Here is a 21,064-nt window from a genome sequence, read left to right as displayed (position 1 = left end):
GTCGATCGCGTTGGCCGGTTCCACCGCTTCGCTCCGCCGCGTGCGCGGCTGCGCTCGGCGCCGGAACCGGCTAAGGAAGACGCCTAGCAGTGTCAGGGATGCTGTCGGTCCAAATTGTCAGGGATGTGCCCGGTCGTTCAAGGTGGCGCTGCGGACTTGACGGATGACGGTCGAAGCGGTCCGATTTCGGACGTCGGTGGCGCGACGCGATGGGCCAAGAACTGCCGTCGCTCTGTTACATGGACGCGTGTTCGCAGTTGATCCGGTCTTTGAATAGATACCCGCTGCACGTGGGGTACTGGTGAAAATTGTTGCCTATCTGAGTCCTCGTTGGCCGCCCCGATTGGCACCGGCTTCTCTGATGCGATTGAAATGAGTGTCCATTACTACAATCGAGGCTGCCGCGCGTTCGCGAAGTTTTCTCTGGATTTGGGTCAGATTTACCGCGGTTTGAAATATTTGATTGGGTGACGCGACCATCGTCTCCACCACGCCAATGAATAGGTCGCCCTCCACGACAAAGCCAGTGCCAGAGTAAAAGACCAAGGCAAGCGTATCCTGCGGTGGCTCCTTTGGTTTCGTCGACACGAAGCCGACGCGCTGGACCAAGCGGGAGCGCATATCGCCGCGACGTTCTTGTTGGTCAAAATATAGATTATCGATGGCGGCCTCGCATACTTCCCGACTTGGGTTCGCGATTCGCTGCGTCTCGAAGCCGGCCTGCAGAAGTATTTTTTCCCACGCTCGTGCATCGTTCTCGACGTTCTTCAAAAGATAATTTTCGAATCCCGCGATTCGATCGCAGGAGATCATAAGTGCTTTCAGCCGACGCGTCGGTGACTTGCGGAAGAGATAAATTTCTCCATTGAGGTCGGTGGAAATAAAGGGGCGCTGTGATCCGGTGATGGTAAAGACCTTGCGACTAGCCCGAGCCATTGCTGCTTGAAATGTAGAGCGTTGGTCGACAAGCTCATCCATCATCGCTTGCGTATATGGCGAGTTATGGTCGTCTCCATCAGACGCATACTGGTCTGGCGCTGCCGCAAACGCCGCCAATTGCCCCACTATGTCAGTCCGCATCGCTTCTTTATTGATCGCTTCCTCGATTGCTCGTTCCTCGGCATCGGCGACCCGCTGGCGTTCCTGCTGGAACCTGCGCTCGGCGTCATTTCCCCACCATGCGAAGCCAGCTGCCGCGGCCGTGAGTCCGCCCGCCGAGAAGAGTCCAATAGTCGTGCGTCGCGACAAGGCCTTGACCGCTACCTCTCGCTCCACGAGGGCTTCGGCACGAGCGCTCTGGGCTTCTTCGATTTCCTTTAGCCTCTTGCGTTCGGCGTTTGAGCGCTCAATCTCAGCCTGCTCGCTGGCTTGGATGAAAGCGAGGTGCAGATCAGTCACCTCGGGCGCATCCTTCGGGCGGCGCGCAAGCCAAGACTTGGCAACCTCAATGTCGCTCCCCGACAACATCCGATTGGCCATTCGGCCAGCGGCCTGCCACTCTAGCGCGCGTGCTAGAATTCGCGTGTGCTCGCGCAACCATTCAACATCTGTGTTAAGGGCACGCACCAGACCATTAAGGCCAGCCATGAACGAGCGGTCTTCGTCGAACCGCACGTAATTGAGGGCAGCCAGCCGCTCTGGCGCGGGAAGCGGGCCAATGGGTCTAGCTAGAACTGGTAGTATGCGCTTGGACAGCCGCCACGCCTCCTCCACTTCCCAGAGGCAGATTTCCGATTTCGCAGAGTCAGGCGACAGCACAAAGACCACAGTATCAGAATCGGCAATGAGGGTACCAAGTCGCTTCTTCCAGTCCTCTCCCTCAATGATTGACTGTCGGTCTATAGTGACCGCGAACTGCTGTGCGAACTCGAGTCCCGCCACAAGTTCATCGGCGAAGGCGGTGTCGGCTCGCGAGTAGGAAATAAATACCTTTAGCCTTTGCGCATCTGCTAGTGAAGTTGTGGGCGAGGGTTGCAAGTCGGACATCCCGCGATGGTCTCCAAGCGACGAAAGTCGTAGTCAGGCCGGACAAGATCGAAATCGCGGCGGGATGGTAAGCGGACGCGGCGGCACTGTCCAAGCATTGGAACTGCCAATTCCGCTTCGGGTCATTCTCCTAGCACACGCCGCGCGCGACGTCGGCGGCAGCCTCGAAGCCGCCATGCGAGACACCCTGAGGCGTCCGGCCGGGTCCAGCGGGCGGGTGCTCGCGCAATTCCGCGGGCCTGCACGCTGATGACTTGCCGACCGCCCATCCGCCCCGCCGCCCGTCAGCCGACGGCGACGGTGACCGTGCGGGCGCGCCCGGTGGTGGCGCCGGCGCTGTCGCGGGCGATCACCTCGAAGCCCGCCTCGGGTCCGTCGTGGGTGGCGTCGTGAACGAAAACGATGCGGCCCTCGTCGATGTCGGCCTGGGTGAAGCTCGAGACCGGCTCGCCGGTGGCGTCGCGGTAGGCGAGCCAGCCGTTGCGGGCATTGGAAACCGTGAAAACGATCTTGTCAGGGCCGTCCTCGACATCGACCGCGCAGAGGTCCATCCGGGTCAGTGCCACCGCCTCGCCGCGCCCCGTCTCGAGGCGCAGGTCGCCGAAGAGCTGCGGGGGAACGTTGCGAAGCTCGGCACTGAGGTGGCCGCCCGGCGCCACCTTCAACTGGCTGTAGCGCAGATCCCCGATCACCTCGCCCGTTTCCCCGAGATCGAGCAGGTGTTTGACGGCGATCTCGCCTTGCACCATCCCGCGCACCTCGAGCTGCTCGGTACGGATCTCGCCGATCACCTTGCCGCCCTCGTGCACAACGAGATCACGGGTCGAGACGTCCCCCTGGATCATCCCGAAGACCTCGATGCGGCCGCCATTGCTGATGCTGCCCTCGATGCGCGTGTCATCCTGGATGATGGCATCGCCTGCTCGCGTCATGATCGTCTCCCCTTGCCCCTCGTGGCCGATCAAGGCCGTTCGACGTGGCCGCCAAGCGCCACGCCGGTGCTTCTTCCTCCCCCGCCGATCCGTCCCGACGCGCAGCACGAACGGCCCATCCCTAGAGGGCAATCATAGCATCCTCGTGGCGGGCCTGGCCCGGTCGCGAGCGCCAGGAACGATCGGACTTGGCGGTTCGGCGGCGGCGGGTCAACGCGGCGTGGTGCGACGCAAGCGGACGACGACGTCGATGCTCGCCACCTCCATGCCGGCAGGCGTCGCGGGGGTTCCGACCACCTCGAGGCTGCCGCACGGAACGTCGAAGAGGCTACCCTCGCCCTCGATGTAGAAGTGGTGATGATCCAGCGTATTGGTGTCGAAATAAGTCAGGGACCCGTCGACCGGGATCGCACGCAGGAGCCCCGCATCGGTGAACTGATTGAGTGTGTTGTAGACCGTCGCGAGGGAAACCGGCATGCGCGCGCTCGCTGCCTCTTCATGCAGGCGCTCGGCCGTCACGTGACGGTGGCCGCCCGAGAAAAGCAGGCGCGCCAACGCGATCCTCTGGCGCGTCGGACGCAATCCGACCGAACGCAAGCGGTCGGCGGTGCGGGCATTGGTCCAGTCGTGCATGTGGCACCTGCTGCATCGCGTCCGGTCGCGAGAACGCCCCACCCTGAAATCGGTGAGGACACCGTCCGCGCTCCAATTCGGGCCGGAAAATCTGGTCCGGCAGGCGATCCTACCGAAACACTGTCACCCGAGGCAACATTGTGATCCAAGCGCCCGTGTTCAATATGGACACACGCGCCGCCCGGGCTCGTCAGGCACGGCCGCCGCAGTGGTGTCACGAGGCTCACCAAGCATGTTGGTCCGGTGCGCGAGCGTGTGCTACGAACCGCAATTCCCGGGGTGTCCATGGCGCGCCTGGAACGTCACCCAACACGGCAGGCGGACACGATATGGTCGATCGGCAAGCGCAATACTCCTACGAGGAGTTGCTCCAGTGCGGACGTGGGGAGCTATTCGGGCCGGGCAACGCACAATTGCCCCTGCCGCCGATGCTCATGTTCGATCGAATCGTGCGGATCAGCGAAGACGGCGGCGAGCATGGCAAGGGCCAGGTGGTGGCCGAACTCGACGTGCGGCCCGACCTCTGGTTCTTCGATTGCCACTTCAAGGGCGATCCAGTGATGCCGGGCTGCCTCGGTCTCGACGCGCTCTGGCAACTGACGGGGTTCTTCCTCGGCTGGCTGGGTGAGCCGGGGCGCGGTCGCGCCATTTCGGTCGGGGAGGTCAAGTTCTCGGGCATGGTGCTGCCGTCGGTCAAGCTGGTGCGCTACGAGGTGGAACTGCGCCGGGTCATCCGGCGTCGCCTCGTGCTCGGGATCGCGGACGGCAAGGTCATTGCCGATGGCGAGACCATCTATGTCGCGCAGGATCTGCGCGTCGGACTGTTCGAGGCTGGCGCAGCGGCCTGATCCGGATATGGTGCGCCGCCGACCCGGGCGGCCGGCGTCGAAGCGGCGGGGCCCGGGCCCATTGCAAGAGGTATCGTGATGAGACGCGTCGTGGTCACCGGGCTGGGGATCGTCTCGAGCATCGGCAGCAGCGCGGCCGAGGTGGTGACGTCCCTGCGCGAGGCGCGCTCGGGTATCGTGCATGCGCCGACCTATGCCGAGCTCGGCTTTCGCAGCCAAGTGCACGGGGCGCCGCGCATCGACTGGACGGAGCATGTCGACCGTAAGCCCCGCCGCTTCATGGAGGCGGGCTCGGGCTGGAACTACATCGCCATGGAGAAGGCCATCGCCGACGCGGGCCTCGAGCCGGGCGAGGTCTCGAACGAGCGCACTGGTATCATCATGGGATCCGGTGGGCCTTCGACACGCGCAATCGTCGGGGCCGCCGATACGACACGCAGCAAAGGGCCCAAGAAGGTCGGGCCGTTCGAGGTGCCGAAGGGCATGAGTTCCACGGCCTCGGCCTGCCTTGCGGTTCCGTTTCGCATCCGTGGCGTGAACTATTCGATTTCCTCGGCGTGCTCGACCTCCTCGCATTGCATCGGGAACGGATCGGAACTCATCGCCTGGGGCAAGCAGGACATCGTCTTTGCCGGTGGCTCGGAAGAGCTCGATTGGACGCTCTCGGTGCTGTTCGATGCGATGAACGCAATGTCGTCGGCCTACAACGACACGCCGGCCATCGCCAGCCGGGCCTACGATGCCAATCGTGACGGGTTCGTCATCGCCGGTGGGGCGGGCGTCGTCGTGCTCGAGGAGTTCGAACGGGCCAAGGCGCGGGGCGCCAGGATCTATGCCGAGATCGTCGGCTACGGCGCGACGTCCGACGGCCACGACATGGTGCAGCCCTCGGGCGAGGGCGCCGCACGCTGCATGCGCCAGGCGCTCGCGACCGTGAAGGGGCCGATCGACTACATCAATCCGCACGCCACCTCGACGCCGATCGGCGACATCAAGGAGATCGAGGCGATCAGGGACGTGTTCGGGCGGAACGTGCCGGCGATCAGCGCGACGAAGTCGCTGACCGGGCATTCGCTCGGCGCCGTCGGGGTCCAGGAATCGATCTACTCGATCCTGATGATGCGCGAGAACTTCATCTGCAAGTCGGCGAACATCGAGACGCTCGATCCGGCCTTCGAGGACGTGCCGATCGTCATGGAGAGGCGCGACGGGGCCAGTATCGAACGGGCGATGTCGAACAGCTTCGGTTTCGGTGGAACCAATGCAACGCTGGTTTTCCAGCGTGTCGATGGGTGAGCTGTGCTGCGCGGAGCCTCGCCAACGCTCCGCATGTCTGGTGTTGGAAACCGATGCCCGGTGCGCGGGTGCCTCTGGCGAACCACCAGGTGAGTTTCCGGTTGTGCTCTGACATCTCGAACGCTTGACGACGTCCGCCGGGAACCAGGCGTTCGATCCAGAGAACCAAGTCGAGTTCGCATAACGGCATCCTGGCTCGAGAGATTGGACAATAAGCGATGAACGCTGCAGATCTCGCCGTTCCCGGCCCGCTGATGGCGGGCAAGCGTGGCCTGGTGATGGGGGTGGCCAACGACCGCTCGATCGCCTGGGGCATCGCACGGATGCTGGCCGGCCATGGCGCCGAACTCGCCTTCACTTACCAGGGAGAGGCCTTCGGGCGGCGCGCGGTGCCGCTCGCCCAGTCGGCCGGTGCGCGCATCATCGTGCCGTGCGACGTCATGGATCTGGCGAGCGTCGATGCAGTGTTCGAGGCGATCCGCCGGGAATGGGGGCGGATCGACTTCGTGGTGCATGCGCTCGCGTTCTCCGACCGCAGCGAGCTGCGTGGGCGCTATGCCGACACCTCGCGTGAGAATTTCCAGCAGACCATGGTGATCTCCTGCTTCTCGTTCACCGAGGTCGCCAAGCGGGCCGCCGAACTCATGGATCGAGGCGGCAGCATGCTGACCCTCACCTATGGCGGCTCGGAGCGTGTCGTGCCGTCCTACAACGTGATGGGCGTGGCCAAGGCGGCGCTCGAGGCGAGCGTGCGCTACCTCGCCAGCGATTTCGGTCCGCGTCAGATCCGGGTGAACGCGCTCTCGGCCGGGCCGATGCGAACGCTCGCGGGCGCCGGCATTTCGGATGCGCGCGTCATTTTCAACTATCAGCGCGACCACGCTCCCCTGCGGCGTACGCCCGAGCTGGACGAAGTGGGCGGGTCGGCCCTCTACCTTCTCAGCGATCTCTCGGGGGCCGTCACCGGCGAGGTGCACTACGTCGATTGCGGTTTCAATTCGATCTTCATGCCCGGGCTCGAGGCTCTCAAGGCGCAGGACAGCGGCGAGGGTTGAGGGCTGCCATCGGCGGCCATGCGTGACCGGCGGCTCGGCAGGCGGAGGCTTCGGCGATGATCGGTCTCTTCGATTCCGGCCATGGTGGGCTGACGGTGTTCGCCGCGCTCGTCGCGCGCTTTCCCGACATCCGTTTCCTCTATCTCGGCGACCACGCGAACGCGCCCTATGGCAACCGCCCCGCCGAGGACGTCGTGGCGCTGACGCAGGCCGGCGTCGAGCGGCTGTTCGGTCTCGGTTGCCGGCTCGTCATCCTCGCCTGCAACACGGCGACGGCGGTCGCCTGCCGGACGTTGCAGCGCTCTTGGCTGCCGGATTCCGGGTGGGTCGGACACAACGTCATCGGCATCGTTGCCCCGACCGTCGAAGCGGCGACGCAAACGCCATGGGCCGTGCAGACACCGCAATACCCCCAGAAGTTCAACCGTGACCGTATCGCGGTGTTCGGGACGCAGCGCACGATCGCCTCGGGGGTTTACCCGGAGGAAATCCGCAAACGCTGCCCACAGGTGACGGTGATCCAGCAGGCTTGCCCGGACCTTGCCACCGCGATCGAGCGGGCGCGACCGGACGGGGAACTGGCGCAGCTGGTGGAGGGGTACGTCGCCGCCTTGCTGGCCGAGTGCGCCGGCCAAGCGCCGGATCGCGCGATCCTCGGGTGTACGCACTATCCTCTCGTGCAAGAACATTTCAGGCGCTTCCTGCCGCCCGCGACGCGCATCCTCGCCCAGCCGGAAGCGGTCGCGCACAGCCTCGACGACTATCTCGCCCGCCATCCGCACTACGCCCAACCTCGCGATCACTTGTTCGAGCCGGTACTGCTGACCACGGGAAACGTGGTGGAGGTGACGGCGGGTCTGCGGGCGTTCATGCCGCATCATGCCCGGTTCCGCTCCGTCATGGACTTCGATCCGGCGGGGGCAGGGGGCGCGGTCACTCCAGCGACCAGGGCGTAAATCGTCCGTCGTCGGGCTTGATCGCGCCGGTGGAAGCGCTAGGCTCACGGCGTTGCCCGGGGCGATGTCGGCGGACAACAGATCCGACCTACAGTGCGCGCCACGAGGCCGAATTGATATCGATGACCGAGCGCCGTTCCGCGCCGCCGAGCGCGGCAGCACCAGCTTGGTCGAAGGCGAGGTGAGAGATGGCTGCCCAGAGCATGGAGCGAGCGCACTTGGGACCGATGATCGATCCGTTCGCCAGGGCGATCACTTATCTGCGGGTCTCCGTTACGGACCGGTGCGACCTCAGGTGCGTCTACTGCATGTCGGAGAACATGACGTTCCTGCCGAAGAAGGATCTGCTGACGCTCGAGGAACTGGACAGGCTCTGTTCGGCCTTCATCACCAAGGGGGTTCGTAAGCTTCGGATCACGGGCGGTGAGCCGCTCGTGCGAAAAAACATCCTTTCGCTCTTTCGCTCGCTCGGGCGCCATCTCGAAAGCGGTGCACTCGAAGAGCTGACGCTGACGACCAACGGCACCCAGCTGGAGAAATACGCGCGCGAGCTGCGGGACGCCGGGGTGCGGCGCATCAACGTCTCGCTCGACACGCTCGATCCCGCCAAGTTCAAGTCGATCACGCGCTGGGGTGAAATCGGCCGGGTGATCGATGGCATCGATGCCGCGCAGGCGGCGGGTCTCGGCGTCAAGATCAACGCAGTGGCGCTCAAAGGCGTCAACGAGCACGAGATCGCCGACATGGTCGCCTGGGCGCACGGTCGCGGCATGGATTTCACGCTGATCGAGACCATGCCGCTCGGCGACATCGACGGCGACCGGACCGACCAATACCTTCCCTTGACGCTCGTGCGCAGCAGGCTCGCCGAACGCTGGACGCTGGAGGAGATCGACTATCGCACCGGCGGTCCAGCCCGCTATGTGCGTATCCGGGAAACCGGCGGTCGCCTCGGCTTCATCACGCCGCTCACCCACAATTTCTGCGAAAGCTGCAACCGGGTTCGCATCACCTGCACCGGTCAGCTCTACATGTGCCTCGGTCAGGACGACGATGCGGACCTCAGGGCGCCGCTCAGGGCCGGCGCGGACAATACCCTCCTTTATGCCGCGATCGACGAGGCCATCTCACGCAAGCCCAAGGGGCACGACTTCGTCATCGATCGCACGACCCGCCAGCCGGCGGTGGCGCGGCACATGTCCGTCACCGGGGGATGAGCGAGCAGGCCGATGCCGCTGCCGAAGCGGCGCGGTTGCGTGACAACCTTCGGGGCGGAGCGGTGGCGGCGGCCGCGATGGTCGTGCTCGCGCTCAACGAGGCAATAATCAAGCTCGCCGCAGAGACCTTGCCGATCGGCGAACTGGTCGCGCTCAGAAGCCTCTTTGCCTTCGTGCTGCTCGCGCCCGTTGTCGCCATTTTCTGCCGGTCGGCGATCGCCAAGCTCGTGCGCGGCGATGTCTTGGGCTGGCCGCTCGGCCTCAGGGTCGCCGGTGAGGCGGGCGGGGCGATCGCCTATATCGGCGCGCTCGCGGTGCTCCCGCTCGCCGATGTCGCGAGCATCTCCCAAGTGCTGCCGCTCGTCCTCATGGGAGCGGCGGCACTGCTGCTCGGCGAGCGGGTCGGCTGGCGGCGCTGGCTGGCCGCTGGCGCAGGGTTCTTCGGCGTCCTCCTCATCATCCGCCCTCTCGCTCCGACATTCGAGCCCGCGAGCCTGCTCGTGCTCGTGGCGATCGCATTCTTCACGATGCGCGATCTCGCCACGCGCCGGTTGCCACTGGCCCTGCCGACGCTGGTCGTCAGCGTGGTGACCATCGTCTTCGTGGGGCTCGTCGGGGCGGTGTTCGGGGTGGGGGAGGCCTGGGTTATGCCCGAGGGGCGAGAGTGGCTGCTGCTCGTGGCCTCAGCGCTGGCGCAGATCGTCTTTTATTTCCTTATCATCTATGCCTGCCGGACCGGCGAGATATCGCTCGTTGCCGTCATCCGCTATAGCAAGGTGGCCTGGGCGGTGCTGCTCGGCTGGTTGGTGTTCGGAACCCTGCCCGATGCCACGGGGCTCGCCGGCATGGCGATCGTGGTCGGTGCGGGGCTTTTTGCGCTTGCCCGCGAACGGCAACGGGGGCATGTGGCGGGGCCGGTGGCGGAGGCTGGTGGTGCCGGTGGAACGGTTCCGCCCGGTGGATCGGTCGGGGGCGCTCAATGACCATCGTCGATGCCGGGGCGCGTGCTGCCCCGTCTGGCGGCTCGGCGGCACGATCCGTGCTGCTGATGCTCGTCGGCATGGCGCTCATGATCGTCAACGACACCCTGACCAAGCTCGCCTCCGAGCGGTTGGCGACCGGTCAGATCATGACGATACGCGGTCTGATCGCGACCACGGTCATGCTCATCGTCGCCTGGCGCAGCGGGTTGTTCGGTCGGCTCGGCGGGATGCTGGACCCCATGGCGGCGCTGCGAACCATCAGTGAAGCGATCGGAGCCGCGCTCTTTCTCACGGCGCTGTTCCGCATGCCGATCGCCAACGTGATCGGCATCATGCAGGTGGTGCCGTTGGCGGTGACGGCCGGGGCGGCGCTCGTGCTCGCCGAGCCGGTCGGTTGGCGGCGTTGGCTCGCGGCGTTGATCGGCTTCCTCGGCGCGCTGATGATCGTGCAGCCGGGGCTGGAGGCGTTCGACTGGGGGGCGATTTATGTGCTCGGGGCGGTGCTCTGTGTGGCGGTGCGAGATCTCGCGACGCGTCTCGTCGCGCCCGGTGTGCCGACGACGGTGATGACGCTGGCGGCCGCGGCGGCGGTGATGGTGGTCGGGATCACCTTCAAGCCGCTCGAAACCTGGCCGATGCCGACGTGGCGCGAGATGGCCATTCTGACGGCGGCGGCCGGTCTGCTCATGGTGGCCTATGCGACCATCATTCAGGCGACGCGCAGCGCGCCGGCTGCGCTGGTCGCGCCCTATCGCTACTCCCTGGTCGTCTGGGCGCTGCTGTCGGGTTGGCTGGTCTGGGGTCAGCTGCCCAACGTGCTCGCCAGCGTCGGGATCGCCGTCGTCGTCGCCGCGGGCCTCTACACGTTCGCCCGCGAGCGTCAGCGTGGCGGCGGGCCGACCACGGATGGGGGGGCGCGATGAATGGGGTTACGCTCAGCGCGCGAGACGTGCCGGGCCGCCCGTTCTGATCGAGAAACCGCCGATCAGGTGGTGCGTCAGCAGCTGCGCCACGAGGCGCCCACCGGCCGGTTCGGCCAGCGAAGGGGCGTAGTGCGAGGCCGAGAACTTGTACTCGACGAAAACCGAAGTGGTGGCGAGGCGGACCTCGAGGCCGAGCAGCACCTGGCCGGCCGGGCCGACGGTCTGATAGCCATAGGTGCGCGTCTCGCTGCCGGCGCGCTGGATCTCGACGTGCGGCACCGACGTGCCGAGGCCGAGTCCGACGTATGGAGAAAGTCGCGCACTGGCGAGCGGCAGGCGATAGAGGCCGGTCGCCATCAGGATGTTGTGGCCGTGGGAGAATTCCAGCTTGGAATAGACGTCGCGCAGGCGTTCGCGCGTTTCGTTCGGCAGCGCAAGGGAGCCTTTCGCGTAGCGCCGCACCGTGACCATGTTGTCGAGTTGGGCGAGCGCCTTGGCGTGCGTGAAGTCGATCACGCCGCCGAATGGCAGGCCGCCGAGCCAGCCGCCCGCCCGCATGCCGTAGTAGATCGGATTGCGGAACGGCTCGCCGTTCCATGAGACGTCGTCGAGCTCGGTGAATGTGCCGTCGGGGCTCTCGATGCTGACGACACTATCGTGCGTGTAGCTGACGCCGGAATAGGCCGAGAGGACCAGTTCGCGCGCCAGCAGGCGATCGAGGGGCGCGGCCGCTCCGGCCTCAGCGGTGGCGGGCGAGAGCCGATCGCGATCGGGCTCGGGCATCGCGGCCGCAAGACCCGCCGGCGATGGCACGGCATCGAGCGCTTGGAGCGCGAGCAGCCCGATGATCACGGGCAGGGCGAACAGCGCCGAAAGCCGCCGGAGTGCGCCGACGCCGAGCCCCGCACCAACGTCTTGGGGAGCGAGCGAGGCTCGCGACAGTCCTTCTGCGGAGGCCATGATCCGTCCTCGTGGCGTTCCCTGATCGCCCGGGTTCGCTTCCGGCGGCCGAACCCGGGACATTCGAGAGCTCGATGCCGCAGCCGGAAGGTTCGATCCGCGATCGGCGCAAAGCTCGGCAACTCAATGAGCTGATCCGATCTTCCGGTGGCGCAGCCGGCTCGCCGGGTCAAGCGCTATCGCGCAACGGCGACGACTTGAGGCGGGCGCCGTCCGGACGACGGATCGGATGCCAGCATGCGGACCATGGCGTTCACGGCGCGAATCTGCGGTGCCGAGCGGGTCAGGAAATCGGCCCCCGTGTAGCCCCACCAGTCCCAGCAGGCGTTGGCGTTGAGGGCGGTCGTGGTGGTCTGCGGATAGAGCACGACGATGCGGTTGCTGGCGGCCCAGCGATTGAATCCGGCATCGCGCACGAACACCTCGCCAACTTTCTCGGCGTTCTGGTTGCAACCGTGGAAGGCGATGTGGATGCGGCAACCTTCCTCGCCGCGGCAGACGTGCGGGACATAGGCGTAGCCGGCGAGAGCCATGCCATGCGACGTGCTGGGATCGAGGAATGGGCGCTGGTCGAAGGCGATGAGGTCGCCGGCGATCTCGGGATTAGGTGATGGGGGCGCGAGGTCGCCGAGCAGGGCGTCGAGAATGGCGCCAGCCTGATCGTGGTCGCAGTCGTTGAGATATGGCCGGCCGGTCGAACCGCAAGCGACACCGATCGTCTCGGTCAGGATACCGTGGCCGGCCAAGGGGTGGCGAACGAATGTCATGCGGTCGGCGGCGACGCCCACGGTCTCGTAGAAGCGCGCCGCCGCGGCGACGATCTCGGGCACGACCGTGTGGTCGCCCGAGCCGGCAAAAAGATAAACGCGGTCGTTGCGGACATGTGAAACGGGATCGATCTCCCCGGCCGCGGCGCGCTTGCGTGCGGCGTCGGCGAGGCGGTTCGGGTCGGGTTCACCGATCAGCCGAAGGCCATCGAGCATGCAGACGTTGGCCGCCTTGGTCATGTTGAGGAAAGCGGCGCTGCCAGCCGGCAGCGTCGGGGCGATCAGGCTCTCGGCACAGCCATAGGGACCGCCAGCGACGATCGCGGCGCCAGTGACGGTGCGTGCGTGGGCGAATTGATATTGCCCGGCCATGTAAGCCCCGGACGACACGCCCGAAACGGTGATCTGACCAGGCTCGGCCGAAATGGCGGGAAGCTGGCCGTCGGGCTCCGGGCGGCAGGCGGCCAGCAGCACGGCCGCCAAAATGCCGAAAAGTGCGGCGTGCGCCTTGCGCTTTTCGTGTTTCGCCGTCATCGGACCTCGCTTCGTACGGGGCCGGGCAGTTGCCTCGGCGCACTCCACCGCGCAGCGTGCACCGAATCACCCGACCATCCCACGCGTTGCGGAAATGTCAGCGCCGCGCCTGGGGTGTCGGCAAGCATATGCGCCCGCGGTTGGCGATTTCGTCGTTGCAGCGTGGCTCTATTGCACGCCCCCAACCGGCTGGTCGGGGCCGCGTGGGTGGCGGAAGCGGCGACGGGGCTCGGGCCGGCTCGCCGGTCAGTCGATGATCCGGACCGCGACCGAGTCGCTGCGGCCATCGGCGTCGATCACCGTCAAGCGGGCAAAGCCACCGGTGGCAGGTGTCCATAGGGCTTCGCGGCGGTGTGGCGGGCTGGCCAGCGGTGCACCATCGACCAGCCAGGTGAGCGGCAGCCGGCCGCCGCTCGCGATGAGCTGGAGGCGGCGTGAACTCTCCAGCGCGATCTGCGAGGCGTTCGGGGGAAATGTGATCGAGAGGGGCGCTTCGGGACCCTCGGGCTCGACCTCGCTCACGCCGATCGAGCGAAAACGCCGGAGCGGTGGGGGCAGATCGGCGCTCGAGTCCGTGACCAGGGTCGTTCCGGACGGTGCCTTGAAGGGATGGCGCAGCGGGGAGGCGCGCTGGAAGGCCTCGAAGAGCAGCGGCGCGGCGGACCCGAGGCCGGTCAAGCCGGGGACCGGTTCGCTGTCGGGACGGCCGAGCCAGGTGACCACGGTATGGCGGCCGTCGAAACCGGCTGCCCAGGCGTCGCGATAGCCGTAGGAGGTTCCGGTCTTGAAGGCGATCTCACCACCGATGGCGCCACGCGGGGGCGGGGCATCGCGCAGCACGTCGGCGACGTACCAGGCGGCCTCGCCGGAGAGGAGGCGGTGAGACGGCGCGGGCTCCGCGTCCGCCGCCGGTGGCTCCGCGATCAGGTGGCGGGTCGGCTGCACCAGCCCGCCATTGGCCAGCGCCAAGTAGAGCTGGGCGAGCTGCTCGAGCGTGAGGCCGGCGCCACCGAGGGCGAGCGCCAGCGAAGGGGTGCTGTTGCCGGGGCGCGCGAGGCGGACGCCCGCCGCCGTCAAACGGGCGTTGAATCGGGCTGGACCGATGCCGGCCAGAACCCGCACGGCGGGGATGTTCAGCGACGACTGGAGCGCTTCGCGCACGCTCACCGTACCGTTCCAGGTGTTGTCGAAGTTGCGCGGGCGCCAGGTGCCGAAGCGCACGGGCCGGTCTTCGATGAGCGTCTCGGGATGGGCCATGCCGATCTCGAAGGCGAGGCCGTAGATGAACGGCTTCAGGGCCGAACCGGGCGAACGCACCGCGCTCGTCATGTCGATGGCGCCCTCGCGTTCGGCGTCGAAAATTCCGGGCGATCCGATCTGCGCGAGGACGTCGCCGGTCGTGTTGTCGAGCACGATGAGGGCGGCCGAGGCGCGGCGGCCCGCCGCGTGGGCATGGGCGGAAACGAGCGGCTCGAGGCGGGCCTGGAGATCACGCGAGATCGTGGTCGCAATTACGGTCCGGTCCGGGTTGCCGGAGACCAGGCGATCCGCCAGGTGCGGAGCATGGAAGGGAAACGGAATGCGGCGACGGGGTGCAGCCTCGGCGATCGCGCGCCCGGCCTCCACGGCATCGAGGACGCCGTCGCGCACCATGCGTGCCAGCACCTTGTCGCGGGCCCGGCGGGCGGCGGCGGGGTCGCGATCCGGTCGACGTGCCTCCGGCGATTGCGGGATCGCGACGAGCAGCGCCGCCTCGCCGGCCGAGAGGCGGCGGACCTCCTTGCCGAAGTAGGCGAGGGCGCCGGCGCGGGCGCCTTCGAGATTGCTCCCGAAGGGTGCCAGCCGAAGATAGAGATCGAGGATCTCGCGCTTGGTGAAGCGGCGCTCCAGCCAGAAGGCGCGCAGCATCTGGCGCCACTTGCCGGCGAGTGTGCGCTCGTGGCGGCGCTCGAGCAGGCGGGCGACCTGCATGGTGAGTGTCGAGGCGCCGGAGACGAAGCGGCCGTGGCGCAGTGCGAGGAGGCCGGCGCGCACGATGCCCGGCACGTCCGCGCCGTGGTGCTCGTGGAAGCGGACATCCTCGTAGGCGAGCAGCATCGCGAGATATCGCTCATCCGCCTCGTCGGCGGCGAGTGGAAGCCGCCAGCGCCCATCCGGTGCCGTGTAGGCGCGGAGCAACTGGCCTTCGCGGTCCACCACCACTGGACCGGGTCGGCTGCGCGAGGCGACGTCGAGGGGCGAGAGCCCCTCGATCTGGCGGTCGACGATCGCGTGCCCGAGGAGGACGAACGCGACGAGCACCAGGAGGAGTGGCGTCGTCGCGCCGGGCACCGCGCACCAGCGCCGCCACCCCGTCCGCCCTGAGGGCGGGGCGGGGCGCTTCTCCTCGAGGGAGGTGGTCATGGCTCAGCGACGCTCCGCGGTGACCTCGAGGGTGCCCGAGGCGGTGCGGGCATAGCGGGCCGGCCGGTACATGTCTTCCACGGTCGCCGGCGGATGCAGGAACGTGCCGGGGCTGACCGCGCGCGCGACGTAGGCAAGGGTCATCGTGCGCTTGGTTTCACTGCCGCTGCCGGGCCAGAGATTGAAGGAGGCCACGAAGCGGTCGTCACGAAAGCCCGTGTGCTCGGGATAGACAGCCGACTTCAGCCACGGGAACGAGGAGAGCGAGGCGCTGTCGACGAGCTTCGGGTTCTCGATTTCGAGGCCGGCCGGCAAGCGGTCCTCGAGCAAGAGGCGGCCACCGGCGCCGTCGGCCACATCGACGGTCAGAACGGTGACGATGCGCGTGTTCTGGGCGAGCGTCGCCCGCCCGCCGGTCGCCGAGGCGAGGTCGATGGGCTTGCCGTCGAGCCCGTAATAGGCGCGCGAGACCCTGAGGCCCCGCTCGATTGCGGGCTCCGGCGTCGCGGCCTCGCCCGCGACCGTCACAACGGCGTCGGCCGGTGTTTCGGCCCGGTTCTCGATGCGGATCGGCTCGCTGGTCAGCCGATCCACCGTGACGCCCTGGATATAGGCACCGGTCGAGGGCTCACCGTTGACCAGGAGGCGCGTGCCGTCCGCCGCTTCGAGCAGCGAGCGGGCGGCCATGAGCAGCCACGCGTTCTCCTGGGTCGAGGTGTGCGTCGTGCGGTCGAGGGCACGGCGCACGAGCTGGGAGAGGCGGACGATGTCACCGCCAGTGCCGAGCCCGGCATCGAAGCGCTCTCCCGCCAGGGTCAGCATCTGCGCACCATCGCGCAACAGCGAACCATAGTCGGTCCGTGTCAGCGAAGGCTTGAGCTCCTCGGCCTGGAGGCTCTCGAGCGCGCTCGCAAAGACGGTACCCGCCCGCTCGCGGTCGTTCATCATGGCGAGCGCGGCGCCGAGGTGGGTCTTGGCGAGGGGGGAGCTGAACTCGTCGAGCTTGGTGTCCGCGTAATAGCGCAGATCGCCGATCGGTGCCCGCCCGTTGCGCGCGAGCGTGTAGAGGGCATAGGCCAGCGAGCCACCGCCACCGCTCACCTCGTTGGTGTAGGTGACGAAGTTCTGCAGCCGGTCGAGGGCGTTCGAGAGCACGCGGTCCTGGACGGCATACCCTTCCTCCTTCGCACGGGTGAGGAAGTCGGTGACGTAGGACGTCAGCCAGAGGTCGCCACCGACCGGAGCCCAGAGGCCGAATTCGCCCGAACTCGACTGCATGCCGGCGAGGTTCGTGATGGCATCGGCGACGCGGGCGCGAACGGCATCGTCGCCGGCAAGGCCGATGCGAGCCGAGACGCTGGAGAGATAAAGCAGCGGCAGGGCACGGCTCGTCGTCTGCTCGGCGCAACCGTAGGGGTAGCGGTCGAGCGAAACGAGAATGCTCGGCACGTCCAGCAATGCGGCCGGGCCGGTCGCGATCGTGACGCGTGAGCGTTCGGCGATGAGGTCACCGAAGAGCGCGGCATCGATGGTCAGGCGACCACCATTGGCCGCGATCTGCTGGCGGCTCTGGCGGCGCACGCTCGGCGCCGGCGCTTTGACGTCGATGGCCACACGACGGGCGATGTCGACGTCGCCCGGGCCGCTGACTCGCACCTCGAGGAACATCGGCCCGACCTTGCGTGCATCGACGAGTACGGGAACGAGCTGGCGTGCGCCGGTCTCGAGAGTCGCGGTCTGATCCCCGACGGCGCGGCTGGTGTTGTCGGCATCCTCGGCGGACACGCGCACCGCGAACGCACCGGAGGGAGCATCCACATTGTGCAGGTCGAGCGAGAGGCGGGCCTGGTCGCCAAGCGTCAGGAAGCGCGGCGTTGTCAGCGTCAGGGTGACCGGATCGCGCACGATGAGATCGCGGGAGGAACTGCCGACGCGCGTCTCGCTCCAGGCGACGACCATGATCCGCACCGTGCCGTTGAAGGGCGGCAGGTCGAGGTCGACGTTGGCATTGCCGTCCGCATCCACCTCGACGATGCCCGAAAAGAGTGCGAGCGGCTTTTCGACCGGGGGTGAACCCTGCATGGAAAGCGCACCCTCACCGCCGTCACCGCCCGAGCGAACGGCGCCGCGCGAGGCACGCATACCGTCGATCAGCCGGCCGTAGAGGTCTCGGATGTCCATGGCGAGGCGGCGCTGGCCGTAGAACCAGCCGGCCGGGTCCGGCGTCTCGTAGCGCGTCAGGCTGAGGATCCCGACGTCGACGGCGGCAACCACCGCGCGTACCGTTTCGCCGGGGCGCGGCTGGCCGACGGAAACCGGAACGGTGAGCGTCCGGTTGCCGCGGACCTGGTTTTCCAGGGTGACGACGGGCTCGAGGGTCAGCGGCGCCTGGTCGAGTGCGAGCCAGCGAATGCCGATTGCGCGGCTCGGCATGCGCTTTGCCGCTTCGTCCATCGGGCGGTAGTGCATCGCGGCGACATAGACTCCTGCCCCCCAATCCTGCCCGACGGGGACGGATACCGTCTGCGAGCCGGCCGTCACGTCGTGGGTGGACGTGGCGAGGACGTCGTCACCGAGCACGGCGACGACGAGCTTTCCGGCGCTCGGGGAGGCAACGGTGAGGGTTGCCGTCTCACCGGCTGCGTAGCGGGGCTTGTCGAGGGCAACGTCGAGTACCTCGGGAGTGTCGGCGTCGGCACTCCACCACCCGGCGGTGAAGGTCACACCGGTGGCGGGCCCGCCGGGCGTCGCCGAGACCACCTCGAGGCGGTAGCGGCCGTATTCGACCGGCGCCTCGAAGCGCGCGGGCGCATCGGGGGAGGTGGCGAGTGTGCCGGAGGCGACCTGGGTCGGGAAGGTCACCGATTCGTAACCCCACGAGCCGTCGCGATTGTACCACTGGTAATGTCTTTCGAGGCGAAAGAGCGTCCAGACGAGACCGGTTTCGGCGCTTCGCCGGCCGGCGGCATCGAGCGTGACGACATCGAACGACGCGTTGCGGCCGGCGCCGATTTCACCGCTCGCGAAATTGCTGCGGACGCCGACCAAGGCACGCTCGGGCTCGATGGGGAGCACGATGTCGCGCGTGATGGCGCGGCCGCCGGGCTCGGTCATCGTCACGGCGACACGGGCCTCGAGCAGGCGCGAGGACTGGGCGAGGTCGGGCAGGGCGACGGTAATCTCGGCGGTGCCGCCGACGTCGGTCGCAAGATTGGCGGGGAGTTCGGCGCGCTGGGCCGAGAACTCCTCGTCGTCGAGGCCGAAGGCGAAGCCCTCGTAGCCCGGCAGGCCGCCGGAGCGCGTGCGCACGAGAATATCTCCCGAAAGACGCAGGCCGGCGGCAGGGGCGCCATAGAGGTAGCGGCCGGCCACGGCGAGGCGTGCGGCGCGCGAGGCGGCGACGGTCGGATCGGTCGCATCCAGTTCGAGACCGAGGCGCTCGGGAACGAAATCCTCGACGAGGAATGCGGTCGTTGCGAGCGCCGGTGCCTTGGGATCGGCGAGTGCGGCAACGGACCACGTGCCGGTCATGGCGGCGGCGGGCAGTGCGAGATCGAGCGTGCGACCGCCCGCTCCCATGTCGGCAACGGCCTCGCGGGCGTGTTCGACGCCATCGGGGCGGGTGACGACCAGGGTCACGGGCATGGAGGGCGCGGCGGTGGTGTCGTCGCGGCGCAGCAGCGCCGTCAAATGCACCGTCTCACCCGGGCGATAGACACCGCGCTCGGCAAAGAGGAAGCCGTCGAGCGGGCCCGGCTGCGCGCGACCGGCGACGCCTCTGTCGGTGAGATCGAAGGCGTTTGCCGTGAGGTCGAGGAACGCGAAGTCGCCGGGGCCGTTCTCGGCGATCAGCACGGCCGGCGCCATGCCGCCCTTTCCGGTCGCGAGGCCGCCGGCGAAATGAACGTGGCCCGATGCGTCGCTCGAAGCTTCGCCGAGCACCTCGTTGTTGCGGGCGACGAGGCGAACCGTGGCGCCTGCGACGGGCTCGGCGGTTGCCAGAGAGCGCACGAACGCATGCACGCCCTTTCCGCCTTGAAGGGCCATCAGGCCGAGGTCGGAGACGACGAACCACTGCGTGGCGCGCTCACTCCAGGTGTCCTCCGTCTTGCCGGCGGCACGTGCGACCATGACATAGACGCCCGGTTGCAGCTGGCCGACGGTTTCGTTCAGCGGAAACGCCGTCGTCACGTCCTCGTTGAGTTCGGAGCGTACCTCGAGGCTGCCCTGCCAGACCCGGGCGGCGTGGCGGTCGGCCAATTCATCGGACTGCCAGCCGCTCAGGGCGCGCTGGAAGTCACCATCGATGACCGCGCGGGCCAGACCGCGATCGCCGATTCGAAACACTTCGACCTCGATGGCATCCGTGTTCACCGAAATCACCGGAATGCCCTGCTGGCCACGGTTGGCGAGCACATAGGCATTGGCGCCGAAGCGAACGCCGGGCGAGCGGTCGCGCACGTAGACGGCGAGCGTCGCAGTCTTCAGCAGATCCTCGCCGACCGACGAGGGCAAGCCCGCACGCACGGTGATCTCATAGCGCTTGCCGTGCTCGAGGCCCTCGAGGCAGGCCTGCTGAGTGTCGGTGCGTACGGCTGCCGGATCGCGGCCGTCGACGGAGAAGAACTTCGCGAAGTCCTGCTTGCCGCGGGCGAGCGGCTCGGTGAACTGCACGCAGACGCGCGGTGAGGCCGCATCGGACTCGACCGAATAGTCGGCGATGCGAAAGCCCTGCTCGGCACGCAGTTCCTCGTAGCGCGCAACGAGTTCGGGCGTCGCCTCGAGGCTCGTCGCCTCCTTCAGGGCATCGATCGCCGGGCGCCAGAGCGAGCGCTGCTCATAGGCGGTGGCCAGCAGCGCGAGCGCCGATGACTTCTCGGCCGGGGTCTTGGCCAGACGATAGCTCTGGAACGCGGCGGCGGTGGCCTGGCGCTGCAACTCGAATTGCTCGCTCGGGCTCGTCGCCGAGATCGCGAGGGCCATTTCCGCGACGCCGCGATAGGCCTCCTGAAGGCTCGGGTCGATGGCTGCCGCGGTCAAGAACGCGAGGTAGGCGTCACGTGACGCCTCGCCGCCGCGCGAAAGCCGCTGGCCTTGCCGCAAGTACCATCGCGCGCCGCGACCGTCGGCGCCGCGCAGACCGGCGAGCTTTCGGGCGAGTTCGCCGGCTTCATAGACGGTCGGGCCGTGCGAGAATTCGGCGCGGGCCGCGAGCGGGGCGAGGAAGCCCAACAGGAGGGCGAGGATGGCGGATAGCAGCGTGCGCGAGAGGGGGGGCATGAGCTGGTCCTTGCATTGGAAGCGGACCGGCAGCGTGTCGTCGAGTGCGGTCCGCGGCAATCGAGGCGATCGCGCCACAGGTCCTTGGCGAAAGCAAGGCCGCGAGATAAGTCAATCGGCGCAATGGAAATAATGGTGCCGCATTGGTGGTCGGGCGGGGCGCTTTGACGGCAACTGACGGGCTCTGGAGGAGCGTCTCGGCCGCAGTGCGAGGGCGAGTTCGCATACGAAAATGCCCGGCGGCGCACATGGCGCGACCGGGCATTCACCTCGGAATCGGTGACCGAGGGG

General features: G+C 67.3%; 14 protein-coding genes. 7 read left to right on the top strand and 7 right to left on the bottom strand.

Annotated elements, in window-relative coordinates:
* Positions 1–315 precede the first annotated feature (315 nt).
* From GC150_16665 to GC150_16655, 3 genes are all read right to left on the bottom strand, one after another.
* Positions 316–1,986, bottom strand: a complete 1,671-nt coding sequence (locus GC150_16665; protein ID MBI1386541.1) for a TIR domain-containing protein — start codon at positions 1,984–1,986, stop codon at positions 316–318.
* A gap of 284 nt (positions 1,987–2,270) precedes the next feature.
* The gene (locus tag GC150_16660) at positions 2,271–2,918 is read right to left on the bottom strand and encodes a hypothetical protein (protein ID MBI1386540.1); all 648 of its coding nucleotides are present in this window, start codon (positions 2,916–2,918) and stop codon (positions 2,271–2,273) included.
* 210 nt (positions 2,919–3,128) lie between these two features.
* Positions 3,129–3,551, bottom strand: a complete 423-nt coding sequence (locus tag GC150_16655; protein MBI1386539.1) for a transcriptional repressor — start codon at positions 3,549–3,551, stop codon at positions 3,129–3,131.
* Positions 3,552–3,880: 329 nt separating this feature from the next.
* Here GC150_16655 and fabA point away from each other — a divergent pair, with 329 nt between their 5' ends.
* From fabA to GC150_16620, 7 genes are all read left to right on the top strand, one after another.
* The gene (fabA, locus tag GC150_16650) at positions 3,881–4,399 is read left to right on the top strand and encodes a 3-hydroxyacyl-[acyl-carrier-protein] dehydratase FabA (protein ID MBI1386538.1); all 519 of its coding nucleotides are present in this window, start codon (positions 3,881–3,883) and stop codon (positions 4,397–4,399) included.
* 78 nt (positions 4,400–4,477) lie between these two features.
* Positions 4,478–5,695, top strand: a complete 1,218-nt coding sequence (gene fabB / locus GC150_16645) for a beta-ketoacyl-ACP synthase I (protein MBI1386537.1) — start codon at positions 4,478–4,480, stop codon at positions 5,693–5,695.
* Between the two features lie 218 nt (positions 5,696–5,913).
* Positions 5,914–6,750 carry an enoyl-ACP reductase FabI gene (gene fabI, locus GC150_16640; protein ID MBI1386536.1) on the top strand — a complete coding sequence of 279 codons (837 nt, stop codon included), beginning with the start codon at positions 5,914–5,916 and terminating at the stop codon, positions 6,748–6,750.
* A 56-nt stretch (positions 6,751–6,806) separates the two neighbouring features.
* The gene (locus tag GC150_16635) at positions 6,807–7,706 is read left to right on the top strand and encodes a glutamate racemase (GenBank protein MBI1386535.1); all 900 of its coding nucleotides are present in this window, start codon (positions 6,807–6,809) and stop codon (positions 7,704–7,706) included.
* A 188-nt stretch (positions 7,707–7,894) separates the two neighbouring features.
* A complete protein-coding gene (gene moaA / locus GC150_16630) occupies positions 7,895–8,923 on the top strand; it encodes a GTP 3',8-cyclase MoaA (GenBank protein MBI1386534.1) in 1,029 nt (342 codons plus the stop codon).
* Positions 8,920–9,906 carry an EamA family transporter gene (locus tag GC150_16625; GenBank protein ID MBI1386533.1) on the top strand — a complete coding sequence of 329 codons (987 nt, stop codon included), beginning with the start codon at positions 8,920–8,922 and terminating at the stop codon, positions 9,904–9,906. Before moaA ends, GC150_16625 begins: the two co-directional genes overlap by 4 nt.
* Positions 9,903–10,829, top strand: a complete 927-nt coding sequence (locus GC150_16620) for an EamA family transporter (GenBank protein MBI1386532.1) — start codon at positions 9,903–9,905, stop codon at positions 10,827–10,829. The genes GC150_16625 and GC150_16620 overlap by 4 nt, the downstream gene beginning before the upstream one ends.
* Before the next feature lie 12 nt (positions 10,830–10,841).
* Here the strand turns inward: GC150_16620 and GC150_16615 are convergent, their stop codons facing one another.
* The 4 genes from GC150_16615 to GC150_16600 form a co-directional block, all read right to left on the bottom strand.
* Complete coding sequence (locus GC150_16615; GenBank protein ID MBI1386531.1) at positions 10,842–11,789, bottom strand: hypothetical protein; 948 nt, start codon at positions 11,787–11,789, stop codon at positions 10,842–10,844.
* 176 nt (positions 11,790–11,965) lie between these two features.
* A complete protein-coding gene (locus GC150_16610; GenBank protein MBI1386530.1) occupies positions 11,966–13,090 on the bottom strand; it encodes a poly(3-hydroxybutyrate) depolymerase in 1,125 nt (374 codons plus the stop codon).
* A gap of 246 nt (positions 13,091–13,336) precedes the next feature.
* The gene (pbpC, locus tag GC150_16605; protein ID MBI1386529.1) at positions 13,337–15,493 is read right to left on the bottom strand and encodes a penicillin-binding protein 1C; all 2,157 of its coding nucleotides are present in this window, start codon (positions 15,491–15,493) and stop codon (positions 13,337–13,339) included.
* A 3-nt stretch (positions 15,494–15,496) separates the two neighbouring features.
* Positions 15,497–20,773, bottom strand: coding sequence for an alpha-2-macroglobulin family protein (locus tag GC150_16600; protein ID MBI1386528.1), 5,277 nt, complete (start codon positions 20,771–20,773; stop codon positions 15,497–15,499).
* Positions 20,774–21,064: the final 291 nt, after the last annotated feature.

It is taken from the genome of Hyphomicrobiales bacterium, assembly GCA_016125495.1.
In the GTDB taxonomy this organism is placed as follows: domain Bacteria; phylum Pseudomonadota; class Alphaproteobacteria; order Rhizobiales; family RI-29; genus RI-29.
Note: the sequence above shows the minus strand (reverse complement) of the source record. Positions and strands in the feature narration are given on the sequence as shown.

What these genes read in the sequence shown, in the direction of transcription:
- fabI (MBI1386536.1), top strand. Translation starts at nt 5,914, where the DNA reads ATGAACGCTGCAGATCTCGCCGTTCCCGGCCCGCTGATGGCGGGCAAG.
- GC150_16665 (MBI1386541.1), bottom strand. Translation starts at nt 1,986, where the DNA reads ATGTCCGACTTGCAACCCTCGCCCACAACTTCACTAGCAGATGCGCAA.
- GC150_16600 (MBI1386528.1), bottom strand. Translation starts at nt 20,773, where the DNA reads ATGCCCCCCCTCTCGCGCACGCTGCTATCCGCCATCCTCGCCCTCCTG.
- fabB (MBI1386537.1), top strand. Translation starts at nt 4,478, where the DNA reads ATGAGACGCGTCGTGGTCACCGGGCTGGGGATCGTCTCGAGCATCGGC.
- fabA (MBI1386538.1), top strand. Translation starts at nt 3,881, where the DNA reads ATGGTCGATCGGCAAGCGCAATACTCCTACGAGGAGTTGCTCCAGTGC.
- GC150_16615 (MBI1386531.1), bottom strand. Translation starts at nt 11,789, where the DNA reads ATGGCCTCCGCAGAAGGACTGTCGCGAGCCTCGCTCGCTCCCCAAGAC.
- GC150_16635 (MBI1386535.1), top strand. Translation starts at nt 6,807, where the DNA reads ATGATCGGTCTCTTCGATTCCGGCCATGGTGGGCTGACGGTGTTCGCC.
- GC150_16620 (MBI1386532.1), top strand. Translation starts at nt 9,903, where the DNA reads ATGACCATCGTCGATGCCGGGGCGCGTGCTGCCCCGTCTGGCGGCTCG.
- GC150_16625 (MBI1386533.1), top strand. Translation starts at nt 8,920, where the DNA reads ATGAGCGAGCAGGCCGATGCCGCTGCCGAAGCGGCGCGGTTGCGTGAC.
- GC150_16655 (MBI1386539.1), bottom strand. Translation starts at nt 3,551, where the DNA reads ATGCACGACTGGACCAATGCCCGCACCGCCGACCGCTTGCGTTCGGTC.
- moaA (MBI1386534.1), top strand. Translation starts at nt 7,895, where the DNA reads ATGGCTGCCCAGAGCATGGAGCGAGCGCACTTGGGACCGATGATCGAT.
- GC150_16610 (MBI1386530.1), bottom strand. Translation starts at nt 13,090, where the DNA reads ATGACGGCGAAACACGAAAAGCGCAAGGCGCACGCCGCACTTTTCGGC.
- pbpC (MBI1386529.1), bottom strand. Translation starts at nt 15,493, where the DNA reads ATGACCACCTCCCTCGAGGAGAAGCGCCCCGCCCCGCCCTCAGGGCGG.
- GC150_16660 (MBI1386540.1), bottom strand. Translation starts at nt 2,918, where the DNA reads ATGACGCGAGCAGGCGATGCCATCATCCAGGATGACACGCGCATCGAG.